The organism is Paucilactobacillus nenjiangensis (genome assembly GCF_005405445.1).
Taxonomy (GTDB): domain Bacteria; phylum Bacillota; class Bacilli; order Lactobacillales; family Lactobacillaceae; genus Paucilactobacillus; species Paucilactobacillus nenjiangensis.
In genome coordinates this window covers 1-21230 of sequence record NZ_BJEB01000007.1, presented here as the reverse complement: position 1 = coordinate 21230, position 21230 = coordinate 1, and the positions used below count along the sequence as shown (strand labels likewise).

Sequence of the window (21230 nt, the reverse complement as noted above, 5' to 3'; positions counted from 1 at the left end):
TGTCTCGGCCATTATTTTATTACATAAGAGAATAAGGAGAATATTTTGAAAAGAACAGGGTTATACATCGCGTTATCAACGGTGCTTTTTAGTTTAATGGAAATTACATTGAAATCAACAGGAGGGGCATTTAATCCAATCCAAATTAACTGGATTCGATTTACAATTGGTGGCATTGTGCTTTTGCCATTTGCGATTCATTCATTGCGGATGAGCAATTCAATGATTCATTTAGCAGATTTAAAGTTGTTTGCGCTCACTGGCTTGATGTGTCTGGTTGTCAGTATGACACTGTTTCAATTGGCAATTACATATGATAAAGCATCGACTGTAGCGGTGGTTTTTTGTTCCAACCCTGTCTTTGCATTAATTTTTTCAAATTTAATTTTAAAAGAACGTCTTGGCCGAGCTAACTTAATTTCAGTAGTTGTTTCTTTAATTGGGTTACTGATTATTGTTAATCCAACCCATTTAACGAATCCTCTAGGACTCACACTGTCAATTTCATCTGCGTTGACCTTTGGATTGTATAGCATCATTTCTAGATATGGATCACTACGTCGCGGTTTTGACGGTATAACAATGACCTGTTTTACATTTTTGATTGGTTCAGTCGAGCTGATGGTAATCATGTTCATTACTAAAATTCCAGCAGTGGCAACAGCGATGAATCACGTTTCTTGGCTTAAACAATTTAGTGCAATTCCATTTTTCAACAATGTTACTCCACAATATTTCTGGCTATTATTCTTCGTTGGTGTTGGAGTCACAGGTGGAGGATTTGCATTTTATTTCATGGCAATGGAACTCTCTGACGTTTCGACAGCCTCATTAGTCTTTTTCATTAAGCCAGCTTTAGCCCCAATATTCGCCGCTCTGTTACTTAGTGAGGACGTACTTCCAACGACAATTGTCGGAATTCTTGTAATAATTGCCGGGTCATTTGTGGCCTTCTTAGGTAATAAAAAACGCCAAAGAGTATAAAAAACACAAAAAAGGCAAAAAATTTCCACATTTTTTTAAAAAAATTAAAAATTTCAAACCGCGCCATGTTGGGGTGGACGAATGATTATGTAATACTGCTGTAATACTTGTAAATATCTGTAACGCTTCTGGCATTTTAACGAAATCTAAGCATGCTAGTATATTCCTCGTACGATAAATCAAGAAGAAAAGCCATTCAAGGCTAAACAAACAATATAGGAGCGTAATATGAGTAAATCAGTAGCAACAAAAGCATTAATCAGTACTTTAGTAGCAGCAGGAGTATTCGTAGTAGGAACACAAGTAGCTAATGCAGACACAATCAACATTGCATCAGGCGACACAGTTTCAGCTTACGCTGCAAAATACAATGTATCAATCGATGACATCGTTAAAGCTAACAAGCTTGCTGATGCTAACTTGATCATTGCTGGTCACACTATTGAAATTCCAGGCGCTACTAGCGACGCAACTTCAGAAGTTGCTTCATCAGCTGTTGCCGATACCACTGTTGCATCATCTGCAGTTGCATCATCAGCCGTTGCTGACTCAACTGTTGCTTCTACTGACACTACTTCAGCTGCACCTGCTGATTCAAGTTCAGATCAACAAACACCAGCACCTGCTACACCTGGTTCAACACACGTTTCTTATGATTCAGCAGGTAATGCATACGCCTGGGGTCAATGTACTTGGTATGTTAAGAATGTCGCATCATGGGCAGGTAATCACTGGGGCAATGGTAACCAATGGGGTGCCAGTGCTGCCGCTGAAGGCTTTACTGTAAACAGTACACCAGCTGCTGGAACTATCGTTTCCTTTGCTGGTGGACAATCCGTTGGTGGCTGGACAGCTGATGCTTCTTATGGTCACGTTGCCTATGTTCAATCATACAATGCTGCTAATAACACAATCATTATTTCACAAGGTGGTTTAGGCTTTGGTAGTCCTGCAGGTCCTAACTATCAAACAATTAGTGCTGCTGGTTTGACTTACATTCACCAATAAACTTAAATTTAATTATTTTAAAATGTTAATTTTCAACTCGAAAATTAGCATTTTTTATTTGGCTTAAATTTTTAGTAATTAATACTAGTACGACTATTAAATTGCAGAAAAACCAAAAAGAGTCAAATTTGCGTGATATAATAGGCGGTATTAATCGGAGGTGGAAGCATTGGTCAAATTAGTTATTACCCGTCATGGCGAAAGTCAGGCGAATCGAGACAATGTGTACACAGGGTGGTCTGATGTGCCTTTAACCGCCAAGGGAATTAAGCAGGCACAGATGGCGGCTCAGCGAATTAAAAATTTGAATATTCACTTTAGCGATGTCCACACATCGATGTTACAACGCGCAATTACGACTGCAAACTTAATTTGTGATGAGATTGATCAATCATATTTACCTATCCACAAAACGTGGCGTTTAAATGAGCGTCATTATGGTGCACTTCGTGGTATGAACAAGGATGATTCCAAACAACAATTTGGCGTTGAACAGGTCGCTAAATGGCGCCGAGGTTATTCAGAAGTACCCCCACAATTGTCAAAACGAGATCATGAACGTCGTTATGACCGCTTAGGGGTTCAGATACCATTGTCTGAGAGCCTTAAAATGACGCAAGAGCGCCTATTACCATATTGGAATGATGTAATAGCCGGACAATTGATAGACGGTCAGAATCAGTTGATTGTGGCACATGGCAGTTCTTTACGAGCACTGATCAAGTATCTAGATCAAATACCAGATGATCAAATAAATTCGGTGGAAGTCCCCAATGGGCAACCAATCGTCTATGAACTTGACTCAAAATTAAATGTCATTCAAAAACAGATATTAGAATAAAAATAGTGTGCTACTTCAATTAACGATGAAGTAACACACTATTTTAAGTCAAAAGTTATTTAAATGGATATTATGCTAAAGCACCCATTGGATCCCAAGGTTTCAATGTAATTGGTTCTTCGGCTTGCGCCTTTAACAAATCTTCGGGGAGGAACTTTTTGTTAACCACAATTTGGTAACAATATTCATCTAGCCAAGCATCGGTCATCACGAAATAGCCTTTGGTTCCGACTTTTGGTCCCCATGAATTTTCAACCTTCCATTTAGTTGGTTGTCCATCAATCAAATCAACACCAGTCAAGACCATGGCATGAGTCATTAAACTCTCACCGTAATCAAGACGTTCGGCCTTGGTCATTGAAAAGTCTGTGTTGAAAAGTTCACTCTTAGCATAGACGTTTAGGTCCATAATTCCTTGCTGACGTTCTGAACTTTGACCTACGTCACAACCAAACCAAACGCTTTCGCCAGATTTTAGTTGAGCAATGGCCAATTGTTTGAATTGTTCAATTTCTACATTCAAATGTTTGACTGCACGACCACCAACGACATTACCAAGCATATCAATGGTGTAAGTTTTATTGTAGGGCTTGTCATCCGTAGGGGAGTTGATGATTGAAACGTAATCATCCAAATTCCAGCCAATATATTTCTTGAAGAAGCTTTGTGGAGTTAAATCTTTTTCAATATGATATTGTTTGGATTCGTCGCGATATTCAAAATCAAATTTAACCGGTGGCTGGCCAAAGGTATAAGTTAAAATACGATAGTTCTCTGACATCATTTGATTCCGAGCAGCGTCAATTTGTGAATCATCACTATGATTAGCCACGAGTGTTCGTAAAGTAATCGCGTCTTTCCGTAGTTTTTTGTTTAAAACGGTGTTAATTTCATTAGATTTAGAAGAACTGTAAGTTTCTGGCATGACAGATTGTGGGACGATACCATATTTTTCAATTAAGGCACAAAGCATGTCCCATTGACCACCATCTTGCTGTGGAGTGGCCATCAAGAAAGCAACTTCGCGACTATCTGCAGATTGTGTGGCTGTATTTAAAACGTTTTCGTAGAAATAGTTAGCTTTTTCAAATTTATCCCAGAAAAAAGTGTAAGACTGTGATAATTCAAATTTTTTCAGGCCTAATTTATTGGCCATGTCATGACGCATCGTGTTGAGGGCTGCAAACATCCAACAACGGCCAGATTGTTTTTGATTGGCCACGTCACCCGTATCTAGGTCAATTGAAAATGTTGGATCTGATTCAACGGCAGCATGCCAATCATAACTGCTGGCTAAAATACCATTTTTAGTCACAGTTCGTTCTAACACTTTCGCTTGTGGTTCATTTGCTAATTGTTGTTGATACTCGTTTAATTTTGTTTGATCAATTTCAAAACTCATGAAGTCACTCTCCTTTAATGTATATCTTTAATTGTAGCGCAAGTAGGTTAAAACTGCGTCCTTTTTACTCATTCACTAGTATTTTTTGATAACTAGGGTGTTTGGCAAATTCAGTTTTTGTCCAAGGGTCTAATAATTTGATGGTGAGCTGATTTTGGGTAGCATAACTGACAAATTCAGCAATTAGTTGAGCACCAATTTCAGTCGCGTCAAAATCTGGGTGCACAAAAACGTGTTCTAAGACCGCAATTGAATTATCTGTGGCAATCGAAGGAAAATAAATTTCGCCAATAATTGGATAATTGGTGTCACTAAGAATTAGATGATCTGAGGTGTAATTATATGTCATGAAAAGCCAACTTTCTGAGAGGTTAATTAAAATTTAAACGATAATACACACGATTGTCAATTCAAGCCGATAAAGTAGTATCAATATATTTTGCCATATCTTATAATTAAAAGGTAAATAACAGATGAGGTGAATTATATGTTACGGGGATTTCAAGTAGTATCAAAAAAAGCAGATCAAAATATCAATTTGCCAAAGCGCCAGACTCGACAAGCCGCTGGGTATGATTTTGAAAGCTCAGAAGATTTCGTGTTACCTTCAATTTGGAAATTAAAATTTGTTAAAATCATTAAGGGCTTATTGCACAACATTGAGCTGTCAGATGACGATTATTTAGATGCTAATAATGCATTGAAGCCAGTTTTAGTACCAACTGGTATTAAAGCCTACATGCCAGAAAGTGAATTTTTAATGCTGGTAAACCGCTCGAGTGGGCCGTTAAAACGTCGGTTAATTTTACCAAATGGGGTTGGAATCGTGGATGCTGATTACTTCGACAATGAAGGTAATGAGGGTGAAATATTTTTCCAATTAATTAATTATGGCGTGAAGGATTTAGTGATTAAAAAAGGTGAACGAATCGGTCAAGGAATCTTTATGCCATTCTTGACGGCTGATGATGAAGAACAACCTCAAAGCGACCGCACTGGTGGCTTTGGATCAACCAAGAAATAATTTAGGAGGTGGAGGAGTATTAATGGCTAAAGCAAAAACAGTCTATGTATGTTCAAATTGTGGATATAGTTCTCCCAGATTTTTAGGGCGGTGTCCTAATTGTGGTGAATGGAACACGTTAGTGGAAGAAAAGGTGCAACCAGAATCGGCCCAAAGCCGCTCCCGAATTACCATTGATGGGAATAAAACTAAACCAACACGGATTAGTGACATTCATTCAGAAGATACACCACGAGTACAGACTAAAATGCCGGAACTGAATCGCGTCTTGGGTGGCGGAATTGTCCCTGGTTCTTTGATTTTGATTGGTGGAGATCCTGGGATTGGGAAATCAACGCTCCTCTTACAAGTATCAGGACAATTAAACCAAACGGGTGGCACAGTGCTGTATGTTTCTGGTGAAGAAAGTGCCAACCAAATTAAAATGCGTGCGGAACGTTTAGACGTAACCGGAGATCAATTTTACATTTATCCGGAAACTGATATGGCTAGTATCCGCGCCACCATTGAAACAATGAAACCAGATTATGTCATTATTGATTCTGTCCAGACAATGATGGAACCAGATGTAACTTCGGCGATTGGGAGTGTGGCCCAAATTCGCGAAGTCACCGCAGAACTGATGCAAATTGGTAAAAGCAATAATATTACGATCTTTATCGTTGGCCATGTGACCAAAGGTGGCGCCATTGCGGGGCCTAAAATTTTGGAACATATGGTTGATACAGTGCTTTATTTTGAGGGCGATTTACACCATGCCTATCGAATTTTACGCTCGGTCAAGAATCGCTTTGGTTCCACAAATGAGTTGGGCATTTTTGAAATGCAAAATGGTGGATTGTACGAAGTGTCAAATCCATCTGAGATGTTTTTGGAAGAACGGCTGAAGGATGCAACTGGATCAGCCATCGTGGTTTCTATGGAAGGAACGCGTCCAATTTTAGTAGAAATTCAGGCGCTAGTTACACCGACTGTCTTTGGCAATGCCCAACGGACAGCGAGTGACTTAAATCGAAACCGAGTTTCCCTTTTAATGGCAGTGCTTGAGAAACGGGCGAATTTGATGCTTCAAAATCAGGATGCCTATTTAAAAGCGGCTGGTGGTGTCAAATTAGATGAACCAGCGATAGATTTGGCTATTTCGATGAGTATTGCCTCAAGTTACCGAGACAAAGGAACACGGCCTACAGATGCATTCGTCGGTGAAGTCGGTTTAACTGGTGAAATTCGCCGTGTTAATCGCATTGAAGAACGGGTGGCAGAAGCCCGTAAATTAGGCTTTAAACGGATTTTTGTCCCTAAGAATAATTTACAAGGTTGGACGCCACCTAAGGGAATCCAAGTGATTGGTGTAGCTACACTTGTCGAATCACTTAAACTTGCGTTAGACTAACTGAAGAAGGGAGGTGTAATTAAATTATGAGAAAACATATTATTAGATCATTATTCGTTGTTGTTGGAGCTGCGTTAGGCTTTTACTACTTACCAATGTTTTGGAATATGACAGGAGTCACTTTACCCGGAATTGGGTTATTATTTAGCGATATCTTGATTGGTGCAATTATTTTTTGGTTGCTGTCATTACCACTTGGGGGATATATTGAACGATTGGTAAATCGTACGGAAAACTATTTAACCAAGCAAAGTCCTGTGTACTTGTTATTTGGGAGTTTTCTAACGATTATTGGACTGGTTTTAGCGGTCCTTGTATCGACACCCTTGTGGAATTCACACGTGCCAGTGTTGAACAACGTTGTTCCGATTATCTTAATGGTTACATTCGGGTACTTAGGTTTTCGAATTGGAACTACTCGATTAGATGATTGGCGTGCGTTAATGCAGTCACGGCGTTCAAAGGGAACCCCAGAAACTGATGGTGAATCTGGCAGTGTTTTATCCAAACAAGATGCTAACTATCATCACTACAAAATTTTGGATACTAATATTTTGATTGACGGTCGAATCTATGACATTGTCAAAACAGGTTTCATTGAAGGAACTTTATTAGTTCCTAATTTTGTCTTGTACGAATTGCAATATATCGCGGATTCTAGCGATAGTATTAAACGGGTTCGTGGTCGCCGTGGATTGGACATTTTAAACAAACTGCAAAGCGAAAAAATCGTCCCAATTGAAATGTATGAAGGTGATTTTGAAGACATTCCTGAAGTAGATAGCAAGTTAATTCGTTTAGCTAAGGAAGTCGATGGCGTCATCGTGACCAATGACTATAACTTGAATAAAGTAATTCAATTCCAAAATGTCCAAGTGATGAACATCAACGAATTGACTTCATCATTGAAGGCACGGGTCTTACCTGGTGAAAAACTTAATGTCATGGTTGTTAAAAATGGGACTGAACGACAACAAGGAGTTGCCTATTTAGATGATGGGACAATGGTTGTGGTTGAAGATGGTCGCTATTATTTAAATGATCATATCGAAGTTGAAGTAACTAGTGCTTTGCAAACTGATTCCGGTCGGATGATTTTTGCTCGTCCAGTGCATTCAACCAAGAATATCAACGATAAACATACAGATTCAAAAAATAACAGTAGATAATTGATTTTTTTTCTGAGACTTGTAAACTAATAGATGGTTTGAAAAAAGTAGATAGTCATTTACTATCAATACATGAAAGAGGCGTAATATTTTGGCTAAAAGCAAAATCCGAGTACGATACGCACCAAGTCCAACTGGACACTTGCATATTGGAAATGCGCGTACAGCACTATTTAATTATTTGTACGCACGACACAATAAAGGAAAGTTCATCATACGGATTGAAGATACCGACACTAAACGGAACATCGATGATGGTGAACGCAGCCAATTAGATAATCTAAAATGGTTGGGCTTAGATTGGGATGAAGGTCCTGATGTAGGTGGAGATTTTGGACCATATCGTCAATCTGAACGTAAAGATATTTATGTAGATTACATTAATCAACTGCTGGAAAAAGGTTTAGCTTACAAGTCATATCGGACGGAAGATGAACTAGAAGCTGATCGTGAAGCTCAAAAAGCTCGCAAGGAAATGCCTCATTACGTTTATGAATATGCTGGCATGGATGACAAGCAAATCGCCCAAGTACAGGCTGATGCTGAAGCTAACGGACTGGAACCAGTTGTTCGTTTCCGCGTGCCTGAAGGGGCTACTTATGCCTGGACTGATTTGGTTAAAGGTGATGTATCGTTTGAATCAAAGACTATCGGTGGCGATTTCGTCATTCAAAAGCGTGACGGCATGCCAACGTATAACTTTGCTGTTGTGATTGATGATCACCTCATGGAAATTTCTCATGTTTTCCGTGGGGATGACCACGTGGCTAATACGCCTAAGCAATTGATGATTTATGAAGCCTTTGGTTGGGAAGCACCACAATTTGGTCATATGAGTTTAATTATTAACTCTGAAACAGGTAAAAAGTTAAGCAAACGTGACGAATCAGTGCTTCAATTTATTGAACAATATCGTGAATTGGGGTACCTACCTGAAGCCATGTTAAACTTCATTATTTTGCTTGGGTGGTCACCAGTTGGTGAAGATGAAATCTTTACTCGTCAAGAATTTATTAAAATGTATGATGAAAAACGTTTAAGCAAATCACCTGCTGCATTTGATGGAAAGAAACTTGAATGGGTTAATAACCAATACATGAAGAATGCGGATGAAGATGCAGTCTTTGATTTAGCACTGCCTCAATTAATTGAAGCAGGGTTGCTTGAAAAACATGCTGATCCAATGAAGATGGAATGGACTCGTAAGTTAGTGAGCTTGTTCAAGCGTGAAATCAGTTACGCAGCCGAAATCTTACCATTTGCTAAGCCATTTTTCCATGGCCCTGCAGATATTAATGATGAAGCGCGTGCTGAATTAGCTGAAGACGATGCTTTGACTGTCTTGAAAGAATTCCGTGCTCGTATTGCGGACGTTGATTACTTGAATACAGTCAAAGTCTTAAAGACAATCAAGAGTATTCAAAAGGATACCAAGATTAAGGGTCGCAAGTTATGGATGCCAATTCGAATTGCAATTACGCATGAGATGCATGGCCCAGAACTGCCTGAATCAATTGAATTAATTGGTTATGAACAATCAATTAAGAATCTTGACGAAATGATTAATGAATTAAGTTAACAAGATAAAAAAACGGATAAAAACCAACTGGCTTTTATCCGTTTTTTGGTGCACATATTTATATTTATTTAAAATCATTCGGGTTAGCTGAGGCAGGTGAAATGTTATCCATCTCACTGTCGCGATAATCCCACCATTCATCAATATAACCAACAAAGCCAGCTGCCAGCATGGCTTGATTCAGAATTTGATAATTATGTTCCTGGTATGGTTTGCGACGATAACTGCGCTTGGCTTTAGGACCAAATTCATCGAATGCACTTTGCATCGGTAGGTTGGTTCCATCTGGCTCACAGAGGGTTAAATCAAAGGTCACACCCTTTTGATGACTGGCATTAGGATTTGGTGGTAAGACCCATTGTGGATCCGGATAAATGTCAAATAACTTCTTTTGCGCCGTCACCGGCCGATAAGCATCCCAGACTTTTAATCGGAAACCAGATTTTTTCACAAGCTCACTAGCAACGGCTAATTTTTCGGCCGTTTGAGTTCTAGCAATTGCAGTTGAAAAATCGTAAATTATTTGTTTTGTAAAATTATCTTTAGTCGCATATTTTAAATCAACATAGATTTCGGGATCAAGTTGTTGAATATCTATAAATTCATTGTTCATGTCGTATACCTCGTACGTAATGGCTTTCAATAAAAAAGTGTATAAAAAAAGATGGCGGGAGCCATCTTTTGAGGAGTATTACGAAAATCTTGGGGGATTTCGTAACTATTTTTCGGTTACTATTGGGAGGAGTAATTGAAAAATATAGGTTTGCAGTCGGAAATAATTTCTTCTTCCTAACTACAAGATATATAATAACATGTATTTGTGAAAAATGTGTGATTTTTTGCAAAAAAGTTCAATTTTTTTTTTTAAATTCATTTTTTTGTATCTAATTCGGAGTGTGGTAAAATACTATTACTAACAACGTTTAAGGGGTAAAATGCATGCTAAAAATTTATAATACTCTAACAAGAAAAAAAGAAGAATTTGTCCCTATAAATCTCGGACAGGTCAAAATGTATGTGTGTGGTCCGACGGTCTACAATTATATTCACATTGGTAATGCCCGGAGCGCAATTGCTTTTGATACAATTCGGCGCTATTTTGAATTCAGTGGTTATACGGTTGATTACGTGTCTAACTTTACCGATGTCGATGATAAAATGATCAAAGCAGCGAATGAACAAGGAATTACAGTTCCACAATTAGCAGATAAATTTATTAATGCATTTATGGAAGATACCGAGGCGGTGAATATCGAACCGGCAACGATGCATCCACGCGCGACAGAAAACATTCCAGAAATTATTGAATTTATTGCGGATTTAATTGATAAGGGCTTTGCTTATGAATCTGAGGGGGATGTCTACTATCGTGCTCGCAAATTTAAGCACTACGGTGAACTATCCGACCAATCAATTGATGATTTAGAGGTTGGGGCAAGTCGCCATGTTGATTCGCAGGAATTTGAAAAAAAAGAAGATCCAATTGATTTTGCGCTCTGGAAAGCCGCTAAACCCGATGAAATCAATTGGGATTCACCATGGGGCAAAGGGCGACCAGGATGGCATATCGAATGTTCCGTGATGTCTACCAAGTACTTGGGCGATACGTTTGATATTCATGGTGGTGGTCAAGATTTACAATTTCCACATCATGAAAACGAAATTGCGCAAAGTGAGGCCAGAACCGGCCAAAAATTTGCTAACTATTGGATGCACAATGGATTTGTCACAGTAGGTGAAGACAATGAAAAGATGAGTAAATCACTTGGTAACTTTGTGACGGTTCATGATATCATCAAAAATTTGGATCCTCAGGTGTTGCGTTTCTTTATGGCAACTACCCAATATCGTCGGCCAATTCAATATAGTCCATTAAATATTGCGGATGCGCAAAATAATTTGTCGCATATCCAAAATGCGTTTGAAAATTTAGATTATCGGTTAAATGATGCTCAACCAGGATCGTCCACAGATGTAACAGCGGAAGTCGATAATTACGTCAGTCGGTACACGGCAGCGATGGATGATGATTTTAATGTACAAAATGGAATTGCAGTCGTGTATGAATTAGTGAAGTATAGCAATGTTTATGCTGAACGTGAAGTGGTTCTAAAAGATGATTTAACTTTATTAAAGACGACTTTACAACGGTTAGTCGCAGTCTTTGGCATCGAATTAAGTGTTGAAACGCTTGATGACGCTAAAATTATGGAACTAATTGCTCAACGTGATCAAGCCAGACTTGATAAAGACTTTGCGATGAGTGATAAAATTCGAGACGATTTAAAGAATCAAGGAATTATCATTGAAGATACACCAAATGGAACGCGTTACAGGAAGGAATAGAATGTCAAAAGTAGATTATCAACAGGTTAACGGAATTGCCTTGGCTTACTTAGGGGATGCAGCTTATGAGGTATATGTTCGAGAACATTTATTAAGCAAAGGCTATACTAAGCCTACCAAGCTACATCACACAGCCACGCATTTCGTCTCTGCCAAGGCACAGGCTGCCTTAATCGATTTAATGCAACAAGATGAATTACTCAATAAAGAAGAATGGGATTTCTTTAAACGTGGTCGAAACGCCAACAGTCATACCCATGCCAAAAATACAGATGTGCTGACTTATCGTATTTCAACCGGCTTTGAAGCTTTGATGGGATATTTGAAATTAAGTAATCAGCCGGAACGATTAGATGAAGTTGCCAACTGGTGCATTGACCAAGTAGAAGCAGGGAGAACAGAATGAGCGAAGAACAAAAACAAGCAACGGATTTTATCATTGGTCGGCACGCGGTCACTGAAGCACTAAAAACAGACCAATCAATCAACAAATTATTTTTACAAGATGCGTTAACGTCTGACACTATTAAAGACATCGTTAAATTGGCACGTGAAAAAGGCATTGTGATTTCAAATGTACCTAAGTCGAAACTAGATTTGTTGACTGACCATCAGAAACATCAAGGGGTAGTGCTGGCCATTTCAGCATATCAGTACGCACAACTGGATGATTTATTTGATAAGGCCGAACAGGCAAATGAAAATCCATTCTTTTTAATTTTAGATGAAATTGAAGACCCTCATAATTTAGGCTCTATTATGAGAACTGCTGATGCAGCTGGTGTGCATGGAATTATTATTCCAAAACGACGCGCAGTTGGTCTTACTTCTGTGGTGGCGAAAACCTCGACTGGGGCAATTGAACACGTCCCAGTAGTCCAAGTCACTAACTTAGTGCAAACCGTCAAAGAATTACAAAAACGCAATGTTTGGATTTTTGGGACTGACATGAACGGAACTGATTACCGTCGTTGGGACGCTAAAGGACCATCTGCATTAATCATTGGTAACGAAGGCAAAGGAATTTCACAACTATTGAAAAAATCGGTTGATGAAATGTTGACCATTCCAATGATTGGACACGTACAGTCATTAAATGCTAGTGTCGCTGCTAGTTTGTTAATTTATCAAGGTTTTAATTCAAGACATCAACTATAGAAAGACAACTATTTAGGTGAAAGCTTAAATAGTTTTTTAATACCAGTTACGTTATGCCATGAAATGTTATGTGCGTTGAAATACTATCTTGGATTATAATGAGCAAATGATAAATTTTGCTCATTGAATTTTTTTAATGCTCATGTAATATTCATAAAAGGGTGCATATTGTCCGAATTATGAATAATAAACATATGTTCGCTTGTGCTAAAAATCGGTTTCGGTATATTAGGAAAGATAGGTATATTCAAAACAAATTTTTTATGCCTCAGGAGGAAGTATGTACGAGGGAACTGCAAAACATTTGATATCTGATACGGAATTAATCACGCGGTTTAACGCAGGAGATTCAATCAGTTTTACAGCTTTATTTAAAAGGTATTTACCATTGGTTCATAAGATGCAACGTCAATATTACTTTAAACAGTATGATCGTGAAGATTGGGAGCAGGAAGCACGAATTGTTTGTTTAAAGGTCATCCGACAATTTGATGAAAATAATGGTGCGACGTTCGGTAGTTTTTTTAAAATTAGTTTACGTAATCGGGCATTTGACATTATTCGCCGTGAAAAGCGGATTGAGTACGTAAACGAAACTATTACCAGCGATGAAGAAAATGAAGTATTGGTAGATTACTCGCGATCTCAACCAGATGAATGCGCAATTTGTCATACTCAAATTGATGAGTTTCTCACTTATTGTTCACCGTTTGAATTAAATGTCTTTGATTTAATTGTCAAAGGACGAACACGTTCTGAAATTAAAATACTATTGAAATGTGATCAACGTAGTATTGATGGCGCCTTAAGTCGATGTCGAAAAAAATTAAAGTTAGCGATGAAGTAAAATCGTTTTAGTGGAAGACCGTTGACATAAATTAGCTAAGCATGATACTATAATATGGATTGTGGGGTGGCGTTTATGGCCCATACTAAAGTGGCTTTGGCGTGTTCCGTTTGTGGTTCACGCAATTATATAATTACAGCTAATCCTAATCGCCAAGTGCGGTTAGAAGTTAAAAAATTTTGTAGATACTGTGGAAAACACACGCTACATAGAGAAACAAAGTAGGAGGAGAACATCCAATGCATTTATTTAGATTCATTAAAAATGTCGTAAAAGAAATGAAACTCGTTGTTTGGCCAACTGTCAAAGAAAATCGTCGAGATACTGCAGTTGTTGTTTCATTATCAGTCTTTTTCATGCTATTTTTTGCATTATTCGACTGGTTAATCGAGTCCGGTTTGCTCATTTTTACTAAATAGTGTGGTCAAATAGTTATTATTTTGATATACTTTGTTTGTTGAGGACTTCGTTTAGTGCGAAGTTTTTTTATTTTGTTTATGATTCTGATTTAAAAAAATAGGAGATTATATCGTGGCTGAATCAATTGAAAAACAATGGTACGTATTGCATACTTATTCTGGATATGAAAATCGAGTAAAAAGTAATCTTGAATCCCGAGCTCAATCAATGGGGATGGAAGAATTCATTTTTCGGATTGTGGTTCCGGAACAAGAAGTGCGTGAAATTAAAGATGGTAAAGCAAAAGAATCCATCCAAAAAACCTTTCCTGGATATGTACTAGTTGAAATGGTTATGACTGACCAAGCTTGGTATATCGTTCGTAACACTCCTGGCGTTACTGGATTCGTTGGCTCTCATGGTGGTGGTTCAAAACCAACTCCATTGTTACCAGATGAAGTTGAACTTGTCTTGCGTCGTTTGGGGATGAGTGCTCGTCATCAAGAGCTTGACGTTGAAGTCGGTGAAACCATCAAAATTGTTGAAGGTGCCTTTGCTGATTTAACCGGTAAAATTACTGAAATTGATAATGAAAAAATGAAATTAAAGGTTAATATCGAAATGTTTGGTCGTGAAACTGCAACTGAACTTGATTTTGATCAAGTAGATAAATTACTTTAATTTTTACAGCATTGGTCGTTGAACCAGTGCTTTTTTTGTGGTAAACTCATTAAGTATGTTTTTGGCATATGTAGTGGGAGGGACAAATCTAATGTCCCATGATTACCACAATGACCTAAGGAGGTTATGTCTCATGGCAAAAAAAGTAGCTAATGTTGTTAAGTTACAAATTCCAGCCGGTAAGGCAACTCCAGCGCCACCAGTTGGACCAGCGCTTGGACAAGCAGGAATTAATATTATGGGTTTCACAAAGGAATTTAATGCACGTACTGCTGACCAAGCAGGACTATTAATTCCCGTTGTGATTAGTGTATACGAAGACCGTTCATTCGACTTCATCACTAAGACACCACCCGCTTCAGTTCTTTTGAAGAAAGCCGCAGGTGTTGAACACGGTTCCGGTGAACCAAACACTAAGAAAGTAGCCAAGGTTACCAAGGCTCAAGTGCAACAAATTGCCGAAACTAAAATGCAAGATCTAAACGCTTCTGATGTTGAATCAGCAATGCGCATGATCGAAGGTACTGCACGCAGTATGGGCTTCGAAGTCGAAGGTTAATATAACCGTGACAGTCGGGTACTTCATAAAAATGAATGTACCAAGTGGGAGGGAACTCCGTTTGACCACATTTTGCAAGGAGGAAAACACAAATGGCTCAAAATAGAGGTAAAAAGTACCAAGATGCTGTCAAGAAAGTGGATGCTGAAAAATCATACACTGTTGACGAAGCTATCAACTTGGTTAAAGAAATTGATTTTGCAAAATTTGATGCAACCATTGAAGTTGCTTTCAATTTAAACGTTGATACAAAACAAGCAGACCAACAATTACGAGGTGCCGTAGTACTTCCTAACGGTACTGGTAAAGAACAAAAGGTTGTTGTTTTTGCTAAGGGTGACAAAGCTAAAGAAGCCGAAGCTGCTGGTGCAGATGTCGTTGGTGACGATGACCTAGTTGCTCGTATTTCTGATGGCTGGTTAGACTTTGATGTTGCTATCGCAACACCAGACATGATGGCTCAAGTTGGTCGTTTAGGTCGTGCTTTAGGACCTAAGGGATTAATGCCTAACCCTAAAACTGGAACTGTTACTATGGACGTGACAAAGGCTGTTTCTGAATCAAAAGCCGGTAAGGTAACTTATCGTACTGATCGTGACGGTAATGTTCATGTTCCAACTGGTAAAGTTTCATTTGATGCAGCTAAGTTGGCTGAAAACCTTAAGACTATCTCAGATGTAGTTCTTAAAGCTCGTCCAGCTTCAGTTCGTGGAACATATGTAAAACATGTTTCACTTGCATCTACATTTGGCCCAAGTGTTAATGTTGATGTAACATCACTTTAATTCTTGACATTTCTCGTCAGATTGTTATACTATCTTAGTTCAATTAAATAATTCACCTAAGACTCAGGCGGCGCAAGCCATAATTATTACCTGCCGAGGAAGCTAAATTTCTTCTCTATGTCTAGGTGGGCATAGGGATTTTTTATTAAATCCTACATGATTAAAATTTTGGAGGTGAAAAAATATGAGTGAACAAACAATCGCAAAGAAAGCTGAAACTGTTTCAGCAGTCGCTGATCGTTTCAAGGCAGCAGAATCTGCAATCGTTGTTGATTTACGTGGTTTAACTGTTGAACAAGACACACGTCTACGTAAAGAACTTCGTGATGCTGGCGTTTCATTATCAGTAATTAAAAATACTGTATTGGTTCGTGCAGCTGAAGCAGCTGGTTATGCTGAATTGAACGACGTCTTTGCTGGACCTAGTGCCGTTGCATTTTCTAACGAAGATGCTATTGCACCAGCCAAGCTCTTGAAGAAGTTCTCAGATGAATTTGAGGCACTTGAAATCAAGGGTGGTATTCTCGAAAAGAGTGTTGCCGATCTTGATAAGATCAATTTATTTGCTACATTACCAAGTCGAGAAGAATTACTTGCTACATTGGCATCAATGCTACAAGCACCTGTTCGCAACGTGGCTTATGCGCTTAACGCTGTTATCGAAAAGGGCGAAGACGCTGCATAATATAGTAACAAACAAAAAAACAAACACACACAATATTTGGAGGACAATATAATGGCTTTTGATAAAGACTCAATCATTGCTTCATTAAAAGAAGCATCAATCTCAGACCTTAGCGACTTAGTTAAGGCAATCGAAGAAGAATTCGACGTTTCAGCTGCTGCACCAGTTGCAGTTGCTGGCGCTGCTGGTGGAGACACTGATGCAGTTAAGGATTCATACACTGTTGAACTTACTGAATCAGGCGACCAAAAAGTTAAAGCTATCAAGGCAGTTCGTGAAATCACTGGACTTGGCTTGAAAGATGCTAAGGGTCTTGTTGATGACGTTCCTTCTGTAATCAAAGAAGACGTTAAAGAAGACGAAGCTAACGACATCAAGGCAAAACTTGAAGAAGTCGGTGGAGTTGTTACTCTTAAGTAATACAACTTATAAATTTGAAACAATGTCCTTATGAAACAAGTCTTTTGTTCCGTATGGTAATTGTTAAAATCAAGGAAAATGTCATGTTTTCCTGTCTAAAATCCTACAAAGTTATGTCTTGGTGGGATTTTTTTGTATACTAAAATTTATATTGTAGTTTGGAATTAATTTAAATGATTTCTTTGATAACCCAATCATTTAAGATATACTAATGTCGTCAGTAGTGATTGGAATGTTACTGATTGGGAGGAAACATTGGTTAACTATCAAAACAGGGTGGGGATTAATATGGGTGAAAATAGGGTAAAAGTTGTGTTAATGGTTGGAGTGAGCTTGTTGATTTTGACAGGTTGTGGCACACAAGGCAGTACGAATAATACCAACAAAAGTAGTCAAACATCAACATCAACTACTAACAAGAATAGTGCTAATGTATCAAGCTCTGCCAAAGCCAAAGCAGCGAGTGAATCAAAATCAACCACGCTTTGGAATGATACTAAGGATAATGAATTACAAAATTTCATTAATCAATGGAGAAAGCACTAGTATTGGTTGGAGTGCTGATGGAATGGGTAATTACGAATATAACGTTGTCGCCATCTATAATTACGATAGCACACAACCACCATTACCAAATCACATCACGTATGTGTTTGCCTTCCATGATGGTCAACCAGTAGCGTTAGTTGACCAATCACGTGATGGCGGACCGAGATTAACTGAAACGCAAAATAATGAAGTTAAGTCCAATTTTGCAGAAATAGCAGAATAATCTTTATTCAAATAAAAACGATGAATCAATCTAGAAACGCATAGTTTCAAAAAAGATTCATCGTTTTTTAGGTTAATGTAGTGCAGTTATTATCAAGTTAATTTTCTTTTTCTGAAGTTCGATATCGCCAAAATTTATTAATATCACGCCAGTGTAGTTGGGGCCTACCAATGAGTAAACCAAATGGTGAAACTTTATAGAATATCCAGGCGATGATAAATGAAATAGCCAAAACAAATAACCAGCCGATTGGCACGAGTAATAGTAAGAGTAAATCAGGCAGACTCAATTGCGCCAATACCCATTCCAATAATAGAAGCCCAATGATTTGATCTAAATAAATACCAAAACTTATTTTGGCACCAGTTCCAATAACACGAGAAAATAAAGCCGCTGGATGCGTAGCCCGCCAAGAAGCATATCGTTTACCTAGCCAAAAGATAAACAGGATGGCCATAGTATCAAAAACCATGAGGTAAGGTTGATATGCTGACCGAACGTGGTCAGAGTTAAGCTGTAAAATACCCAGATTCAAGATGCGATAAAAAGGAATGGTTCCAAGCGATAATCCAGCGAAGATGATACTAATTATCTTAATATGTTTGTTTACAAACTTGGTAAGTTCATTATAATGTTGGCTTGCATAAGCACCAAAGATAAAGAAAAATTGATAAGTAAAGACATTAATACTATAGGCATGAAACCAATATGGCCAATGTGAAGTATCTACATACCAGAGTTTGTATTTAATTAAACTTGTTAGGGCTAGTTGAACAATAAAACTAATCACTAACAGCTGTTTATGTTGATTCGGCCATTTGTGGAATAGCCAGGTAATGATAGGAAAGACTAAATATAATTGCATGGTGACTAATAAATAGTACATGTATTGCAAGTCACCTTGAAAGAGATGACCTACATATGTAATCAAAAAATGATGTGGGGCATGCATGACGCCAAAGAAAATGGATAAACTAAAAATAATTAAATTCCAAATTAAATAAGTCCAAATGCTACCATTGAAACGCTTTTTCCAAAAGCGGCGCCAATTGTGATTGTTATAGTAATTCATGGTTAGCACCAAGCCGCTCATGAACATAAAACCCATGCGACTGAAATGAATCATTAGACGTATGCTCTGCAAATCATCGTAAGACATACTGGTTGAGTTCATGGCACTCATAAAAATATTAACGGTATGATTCAAAAGAACGCCACTGATAAAAAGGATTCGCATAAAATCAACTTCATATAAATAGTTCCGTTTTCTAGGGGTGGTGTGGTCTTGCTGCAAGTCGATCACCTTTCTTTCCTGTCACATTAAGCTGTGAACAATACTACTCATGTTAGGCTTAAGTTGTGGACGATTTGAGGAGCAAAAAGTGTCATCTTTTTTAATACTTAGCGAAGATAGTATGAAGTGGATGGTGAATCAATGGACATAAATAAAGGACCTGTAACAAAATTCACATTTTGTGTCACAGATCCCTATTATTTTTGATTATTGAACTAAGTGTTTTAAACCATTAATTTGTTTGAAGACTTCCCGTTCAATTTGTCGATTTTTAAAACTGGCAGTGTGAATTGTACTGTTCGGGCGATTTATTTTGGTATATAGCAGTTTGGGATTGTAGGCATAGCTGCCAGCTGTATTTGCTACAAAGGCAGATGTAAATAAATAATCTTCTGCAATCGGCAATGTTTCATCAAACCGCAAATTAATTGCATCAATTGCCGTTTTGGCAAAGGCTTTATTCCAGACATAACCGCCAATTTCAGATCCGTGAGAAGAAACTTGATTGAACATTTCGCGTTGGTTAATTTTGATTGGATGATTGACGGTTGTTCGACTACCATGCCAAACATAGCCAACAGCAGCGGCGACAACGCCATCTGTAAACGAATCAGCGAGAGTTTCAACAAATAATGGATCTAACGCGTCATCCCCGTCGACAAAAGCAATTGCATCCCCAGTTGCATGTTCAATACCATAATTTCTAGCGGCACTGATGCCTTTGATGTTGCGTGAACTGGTGAAAGTGGTAATCAGGATGGTCACGCGTGAACGCTTCCGCCAGTTGTGCTGATTGATCAGTGGAATGGTCATCAATTAACCACAATTCAAATGGTCGAGTTTGGGCAGCTAAGCTTTCCAGTGTTTGTTCTAAATAACCAGCGACATTATAGGTTGGAATTACAATGGATATCTTTTCCATAATACATACCTCAATTATTTTTTGGTCATTATGCCGATTACTCATTGAAAAAGCAATTATTCAGCTCAAAGGACAAGACTTGTTGTTAGACATGGTTTTCAATTTATGACATCATACACATAAATTGAAGTTATTGATGGGGAGGAGTTATTTTTGCAAGCACAAACATAAGCATTTCCACGGCATCAGCGATTGTATTTTGGGGCCTTATTAGCCGGTATCGCTGGTAGTTTAGATTCGTATACCTACTTACTCCATGGAGGTGTTTTGTCTGGCTTACAGACCGGAAATTGCATTTTAATTGGGGTTGAAGTTAGTAAGGGTGATTATGGGCAGTTACTAAAATACATCGTGTCGATTTTAGCATTTATTTTGGGAGCAATTATTATTCGTTTTATTCAGTACCGGTTTGAACTTTCAGATAGTTTAAAACGGCATGAAATTTTTGTCTTAATTTATGAGTGCGTTTTAATGGTGGTTGTGGCACTTCTAGGTACACACATTCCACAAATGATGGCAACGGCGATTTTATCAATTGTCGCAGCTGGTCAATTACAAGAGTTTAGACAACTCAAAGGGGGCCCATTTACGTCGTTGATGATGACAGGAAATTTGCACACATTGGGTGAAAGTTTATTTAATAGCTGGTTAGTCGGCCAAAGTAAAGCGCGTTCCAAGGCGATTGACATGGGAACCATTATTTTAAGCTTTGTGGCCGGGGCCGTTTTAATGGGCTTACTGGTACCGATGTTAAAAGAATTGGCGATTGTTTGTTCAGCCGTCATGGTGGCCATCACCGCGATGATTTTAATGGTTAATCCTGAGCGTTAATCGGATAGTGAGCACAAAAAAACACTCTGATTTTTGACAGGGTGTTTTGTATTTTGGTTCTACAATATTTGGTACTGATAGAGATTCACTTTGTGAATTTATACTGGTGCCATTTTCTATTATCAAGTAAA

The 21230-nt window shown here is 38.2% G+C and carries 24 protein-coding genes, 2 pseudogenes and 1 other annotated feature; of the genes and pseudogenes, 21 read left to right on the top strand and 5 right to left on the bottom strand.

Annotated elements, in window-relative coordinates; genetic code table 11:
• Positions 1-45: 45 nt before the first annotated feature.
• The 3 genes and pseudogenes from FFM59_RS01900 to FFM59_RS01890 all read left to right on the top strand — a co-directional run bounded on the left by FFM59_RS01900 (position 46) and on the right by FFM59_RS01890 (position 2833).
• Positions 46-984 carry a DMT family transporter gene (locus tag FFM59_RS01900; RefSeq protein ID WP_137601373.1) on the top strand — a complete coding sequence of 313 codons (939 nt, stop codon included), beginning with the start codon at positions 46-48 and terminating at the stop codon, positions 982-984.
• A gap of 657 nt (positions 985-1641) precedes the next feature.
• Positions 1642-1992: pseudogene (locus FFM59_RS10365) on the top strand (CHAP domain-containing protein); the annotation flags it as partial.
• A 169-nt stretch (positions 1993-2161) separates the two neighbouring features.
• Complete coding sequence (locus FFM59_RS01890; RefSeq protein WP_137601372.1) at positions 2162-2833, top strand: 2,3-bisphosphoglycerate-dependent phosphoglycerate mutase; 672 nt, start codon at positions 2162-2164, stop codon at positions 2831-2833.
• A gap of 70 nt (positions 2834-2903) precedes the next feature.
• Here FFM59_RS01890 and FFM59_RS01885 read toward each other — a convergent pair whose 3' ends face one another.
• Entirely contained in the window at positions 2904-4235 is a 1332-nt protein-coding gene (locus FFM59_RS01885) for a C1 family peptidase (RefSeq protein WP_137601371.1), read from the bottom strand.
• A gap of 64 nt (positions 4236-4299) precedes the next feature.
• Entirely contained in the window at positions 4300-4584 is a 285-nt protein-coding gene (locus tag FFM59_RS01880; RefSeq protein WP_137601370.1) for an N-acetyltransferase, read from the bottom strand.
• A 138-nt stretch (positions 4585-4722) separates the two neighbouring features.
• On the opposite strand from FFM59_RS01880, the gene FFM59_RS01875 reads away from it, so the two are divergent.
• The 4 genes from FFM59_RS01875 to gltX all read left to right on the top strand — a co-directional run bounded on the left by FFM59_RS01875 (position 4723) and on the right by gltX (position 9400).
• A complete protein-coding gene (locus FFM59_RS01875; protein WP_137601369.1) occupies positions 4723-5259 on the top strand; it encodes a dCTP deaminase/dUTPase family protein in 537 nt (178 codons plus the stop codon).
• Positions 5260-5281: 22 nt separating this feature from the next.
• Entirely contained in the window at positions 5282-6652 is a 1371-nt protein-coding gene (gene radA, locus FFM59_RS01870) for a DNA repair protein RadA (RefSeq protein WP_137601368.1), read from the top strand.
• Between the two features lie 26 nt (positions 6653-6678).
• A complete protein-coding gene (locus tag FFM59_RS01865; RefSeq protein WP_137601367.1) occupies positions 6679-7821 on the top strand; it encodes a PIN/TRAM domain-containing protein in 1143 nt (380 codons plus the stop codon).
• A 91-nt stretch (positions 7822-7912) separates the two neighbouring features.
• Positions 7913-9400 carry a glutamate--tRNA ligase gene (gene gltX, locus FFM59_RS01860; protein WP_137601366.1) on the top strand — a complete coding sequence of 496 codons (1488 nt, stop codon included), beginning with the start codon at positions 7913-7915 and terminating at the stop codon, positions 9398-9400.
• A gap of 64 nt (positions 9401-9464) precedes the next feature.
• Here the strand turns inward: gltX and FFM59_RS01855 are convergent, their stop codons facing one another.
• A complete protein-coding gene (locus FFM59_RS01855) occupies positions 9465-10013 on the bottom strand; it encodes a M15 family metallopeptidase (protein WP_137601365.1) in 549 nt (182 codons plus the stop codon).
• 326 nt (positions 10014-10339) lie between these two features.
• On the opposite strand from FFM59_RS01855, the gene cysS reads away from it, so the two are divergent.
• The 13 genes from cysS (at position 10340) to FFM59_RS01795 (ending at position 18052) form a co-directional block, all read left to right on the top strand.
• Entirely contained in the window at positions 10340-11746 is a 1407-nt protein-coding gene (gene cysS, locus FFM59_RS01850; protein WP_137601364.1) for a cysteine--tRNA ligase, read from the top strand.
• A gap of 1 nt (position 11747) precedes the next feature.
• Entirely contained in the window at positions 11748-12152 is a 405-nt protein-coding gene (locus FFM59_RS01845; protein ID WP_137601363.1) for a Mini-ribonuclease 3, read from the top strand.
• Positions 12149-12904, top strand: coding sequence for a 23S rRNA (guanosine(2251)-2'-O)-methyltransferase RlmB (rlmB, locus tag FFM59_RS01840; protein WP_137601362.1), 756 nt, complete (start codon positions 12149-12151; stop codon positions 12902-12904). The genes FFM59_RS01845 and rlmB overlap by 4 nt, the downstream gene beginning before the upstream one ends.
• Before the next feature lie 280 nt (positions 12905-13184).
• The gene (locus tag FFM59_RS01835; protein WP_137601361.1) at positions 13185-13751 is read left to right on the top strand and encodes a sigma-70 family RNA polymerase sigma factor; all 567 of its coding nucleotides are present in this window, start codon (positions 13185-13187) and stop codon (positions 13749-13751) included.
• Positions 13752-13826: 75 nt separating this feature from the next.
• Positions 13827-13976, top strand: a complete 150-nt coding sequence (rpmG, locus tag FFM59_RS01830; RefSeq protein ID WP_137601360.1) for a 50S ribosomal protein L33 — start codon at positions 13827-13829, stop codon at positions 13974-13976.
• Between the two features lie 14 nt (positions 13977-13990).
• Positions 13991-14170, top strand: coding sequence for a preprotein translocase subunit SecE (gene secE, locus FFM59_RS01825; protein WP_137601359.1), 180 nt, complete (start codon positions 13991-13993; stop codon positions 14168-14170).
• Positions 14171-14282: 112 nt separating this feature from the next.
• Positions 14283-14831, top strand: a complete 549-nt coding sequence (gene nusG / locus FFM59_RS01820) for a transcription termination/antitermination protein NusG (RefSeq protein ID WP_137601358.1) — start codon at positions 14283-14285, stop codon at positions 14829-14831.
• 133 nt (positions 14832-14964) lie between these two features.
• Positions 14965-15390, top strand: a complete 426-nt coding sequence (rplK, locus tag FFM59_RS01815) for a 50S ribosomal protein L11 (RefSeq protein WP_137601357.1) — start codon at positions 14965-14967, stop codon at positions 15388-15390.
• A gap of 92 nt (positions 15391-15482) precedes the next feature.
• Positions 15483-16175 (top strand): 50S ribosomal protein L1, encoded by a 693-nt coding sequence (gene rplA / locus FFM59_RS01810; protein WP_137601356.1) that lies wholly within the window; start codon positions 15483-15485, stop codon positions 16173-16175.
• 37 nt (positions 16176-16212) lie between these two features.
• Positions 16213-16328 (top strand) — a sequence feature (ribosomal protein L10 leader region).
• Positions 16329-16359: 31 nt separating this feature from the next.
• Positions 16360-16860 carry a 50S ribosomal protein L10 gene (gene rplJ, locus FFM59_RS01805; protein WP_137601355.1) on the top strand — a complete coding sequence of 167 codons (501 nt, stop codon included), beginning with the start codon at positions 16360-16362 and terminating at the stop codon, positions 16858-16860.
• Positions 16861-16911: 51 nt separating this feature from the next.
• Positions 16912-17280, top strand: a complete 369-nt coding sequence (gene rplL / locus FFM59_RS01800) for a 50S ribosomal protein L7/L12 (protein WP_137601354.1) — start codon at positions 16912-16914, stop codon at positions 17278-17280.
• Between the two features lie 288 nt (positions 17281-17568).
• The gene (locus FFM59_RS09985; RefSeq protein WP_170175899.1) at positions 17569-17826 is read left to right on the top strand and encodes a hypothetical protein; all 258 of its coding nucleotides are present in this window, start codon (positions 17569-17571) and stop codon (positions 17824-17826) included.
• Complete coding sequence (locus tag FFM59_RS01795; protein WP_225420269.1) at positions 17786-18052, top strand: DUF4767 domain-containing protein; 267 nt, start codon at positions 17786-17788, stop codon at positions 18050-18052. The genes FFM59_RS09985 and FFM59_RS01795 overlap by 41 nt, the downstream gene beginning before the upstream one ends.
• Positions 18053-18149: 97 nt before the next feature.
• Here FFM59_RS01795 and FFM59_RS01790 read toward each other — a convergent pair whose 3' ends face one another.
• Positions 18150-19355 (bottom strand): acyltransferase, encoded by a 1206-nt coding sequence (locus FFM59_RS01790; protein WP_263854032.1) that lies wholly within the window; start codon positions 19353-19355, stop codon positions 18150-18152.
• A 198-nt stretch (positions 19356-19553) separates the two neighbouring features.
• Positions 19554-20268, bottom strand: a pseudogene (locus FFM59_RS01785) (glycosyltransferase family 2 protein).
• A gap of 192 nt (positions 20269-20460) precedes the next feature.
• Between FFM59_RS01785 and FFM59_RS01780 the strand changes: the two are divergent.
• Entirely contained in the window at positions 20461-21099 is a 639-nt protein-coding gene (locus tag FFM59_RS01780; RefSeq protein ID WP_137601351.1) for a YoaK family protein, read from the top strand.
• The last annotated feature ends 131 nt before the right edge of the window (positions 21100-21230 follow it).

Excerpts from the sequence above, each read along its gene's own strand:
- FFM59_RS01885 (WP_137601371.1), bottom strand. The coding sequence starts at position 4,235 with ATGAGTTTTGAAATTGATCAAACAAAATTAAACGAGTATCAACAACAA.
- FFM59_RS01880 (WP_137601370.1), bottom strand. The coding sequence starts at position 4,584 with ATGACATATAATTACACCTCAGATCATCTAATTCTTAGTGACACCAAT.
- FFM59_RS01875 (WP_137601369.1), top strand. The coding sequence starts at position 4,723 with ATGTTACGGGGATTTCAAGTAGTATCAAAAAAAGCAGATCAAAATATC.
- radA (WP_137601368.1), top strand. The coding sequence starts at position 5,282 with ATGGCTAAAGCAAAAACAGTCTATGTATGTTCAAATTGTGGATATAGT.
- FFM59_RS01865 (WP_137601367.1), top strand. The coding sequence starts at position 6,679 with ATGAGAAAACATATTATTAGATCATTATTCGTTGTTGTTGGAGCTGCG.
- FFM59_RS01855 (WP_137601365.1), bottom strand. The coding sequence starts at position 10,013 with ATGAACAATGAATTTATAGATATTCAACAACTTGATCCCGAAATCTAT.
- cysS (WP_137601364.1), top strand. The coding sequence starts at position 10,340 with ATGCTAAAAATTTATAATACTCTAACAAGAAAAAAAGAAGAATTTGTC.
- FFM59_RS01845 (WP_137601363.1), top strand. The coding sequence starts at position 11,748 with ATGTCAAAAGTAGATTATCAACAGGTTAACGGAATTGCCTTGGCTTAC.
- rlmB (WP_137601362.1), top strand. The coding sequence starts at position 12,149 with ATGAGCGAAGAACAAAAACAAGCAACGGATTTTATCATTGGTCGGCAC.
- FFM59_RS01835 (WP_137601361.1), top strand. The coding sequence starts at position 13,185 with ATGTACGAGGGAACTGCAAAACATTTGATATCTGATACGGAATTAATC.
- rpmG (WP_137601360.1), top strand. The coding sequence starts at position 13,827 with ATGGCCCATACTAAAGTGGCTTTGGCGTGTTCCGTTTGTGGTTCACGC.
- secE (WP_137601359.1), top strand. The coding sequence starts at position 13,991 with ATGCATTTATTTAGATTCATTAAAAATGTCGTAAAAGAAATGAAACTC.
- rplK (WP_137601357.1), top strand. The coding sequence starts at position 14,965 with ATGGCAAAAAAAGTAGCTAATGTTGTTAAGTTACAAATTCCAGCCGGT.
- rplA (WP_137601356.1), top strand. The coding sequence starts at position 15,483 with ATGGCTCAAAATAGAGGTAAAAAGTACCAAGATGCTGTCAAGAAAGTG.
- rplJ (WP_137601355.1), top strand. The coding sequence starts at position 16,360 with ATGAGTGAACAAACAATCGCAAAGAAAGCTGAAACTGTTTCAGCAGTC.
- rplL (WP_137601354.1), top strand. The coding sequence starts at position 16,912 with ATGGCTTTTGATAAAGACTCAATCATTGCTTCATTAAAAGAAGCATCA.
- FFM59_RS09985 (WP_170175899.1), top strand. The coding sequence starts at position 17,569 with ATGGGTGAAAATAGGGTAAAAGTTGTGTTAATGGTTGGAGTGAGCTTG.
- FFM59_RS01795 (WP_225420269.1), top strand. The coding sequence starts at position 17,786 with ATGAATTACAAAATTTCATTAATCAATGGAGAAAGCACTAGTATTGGT.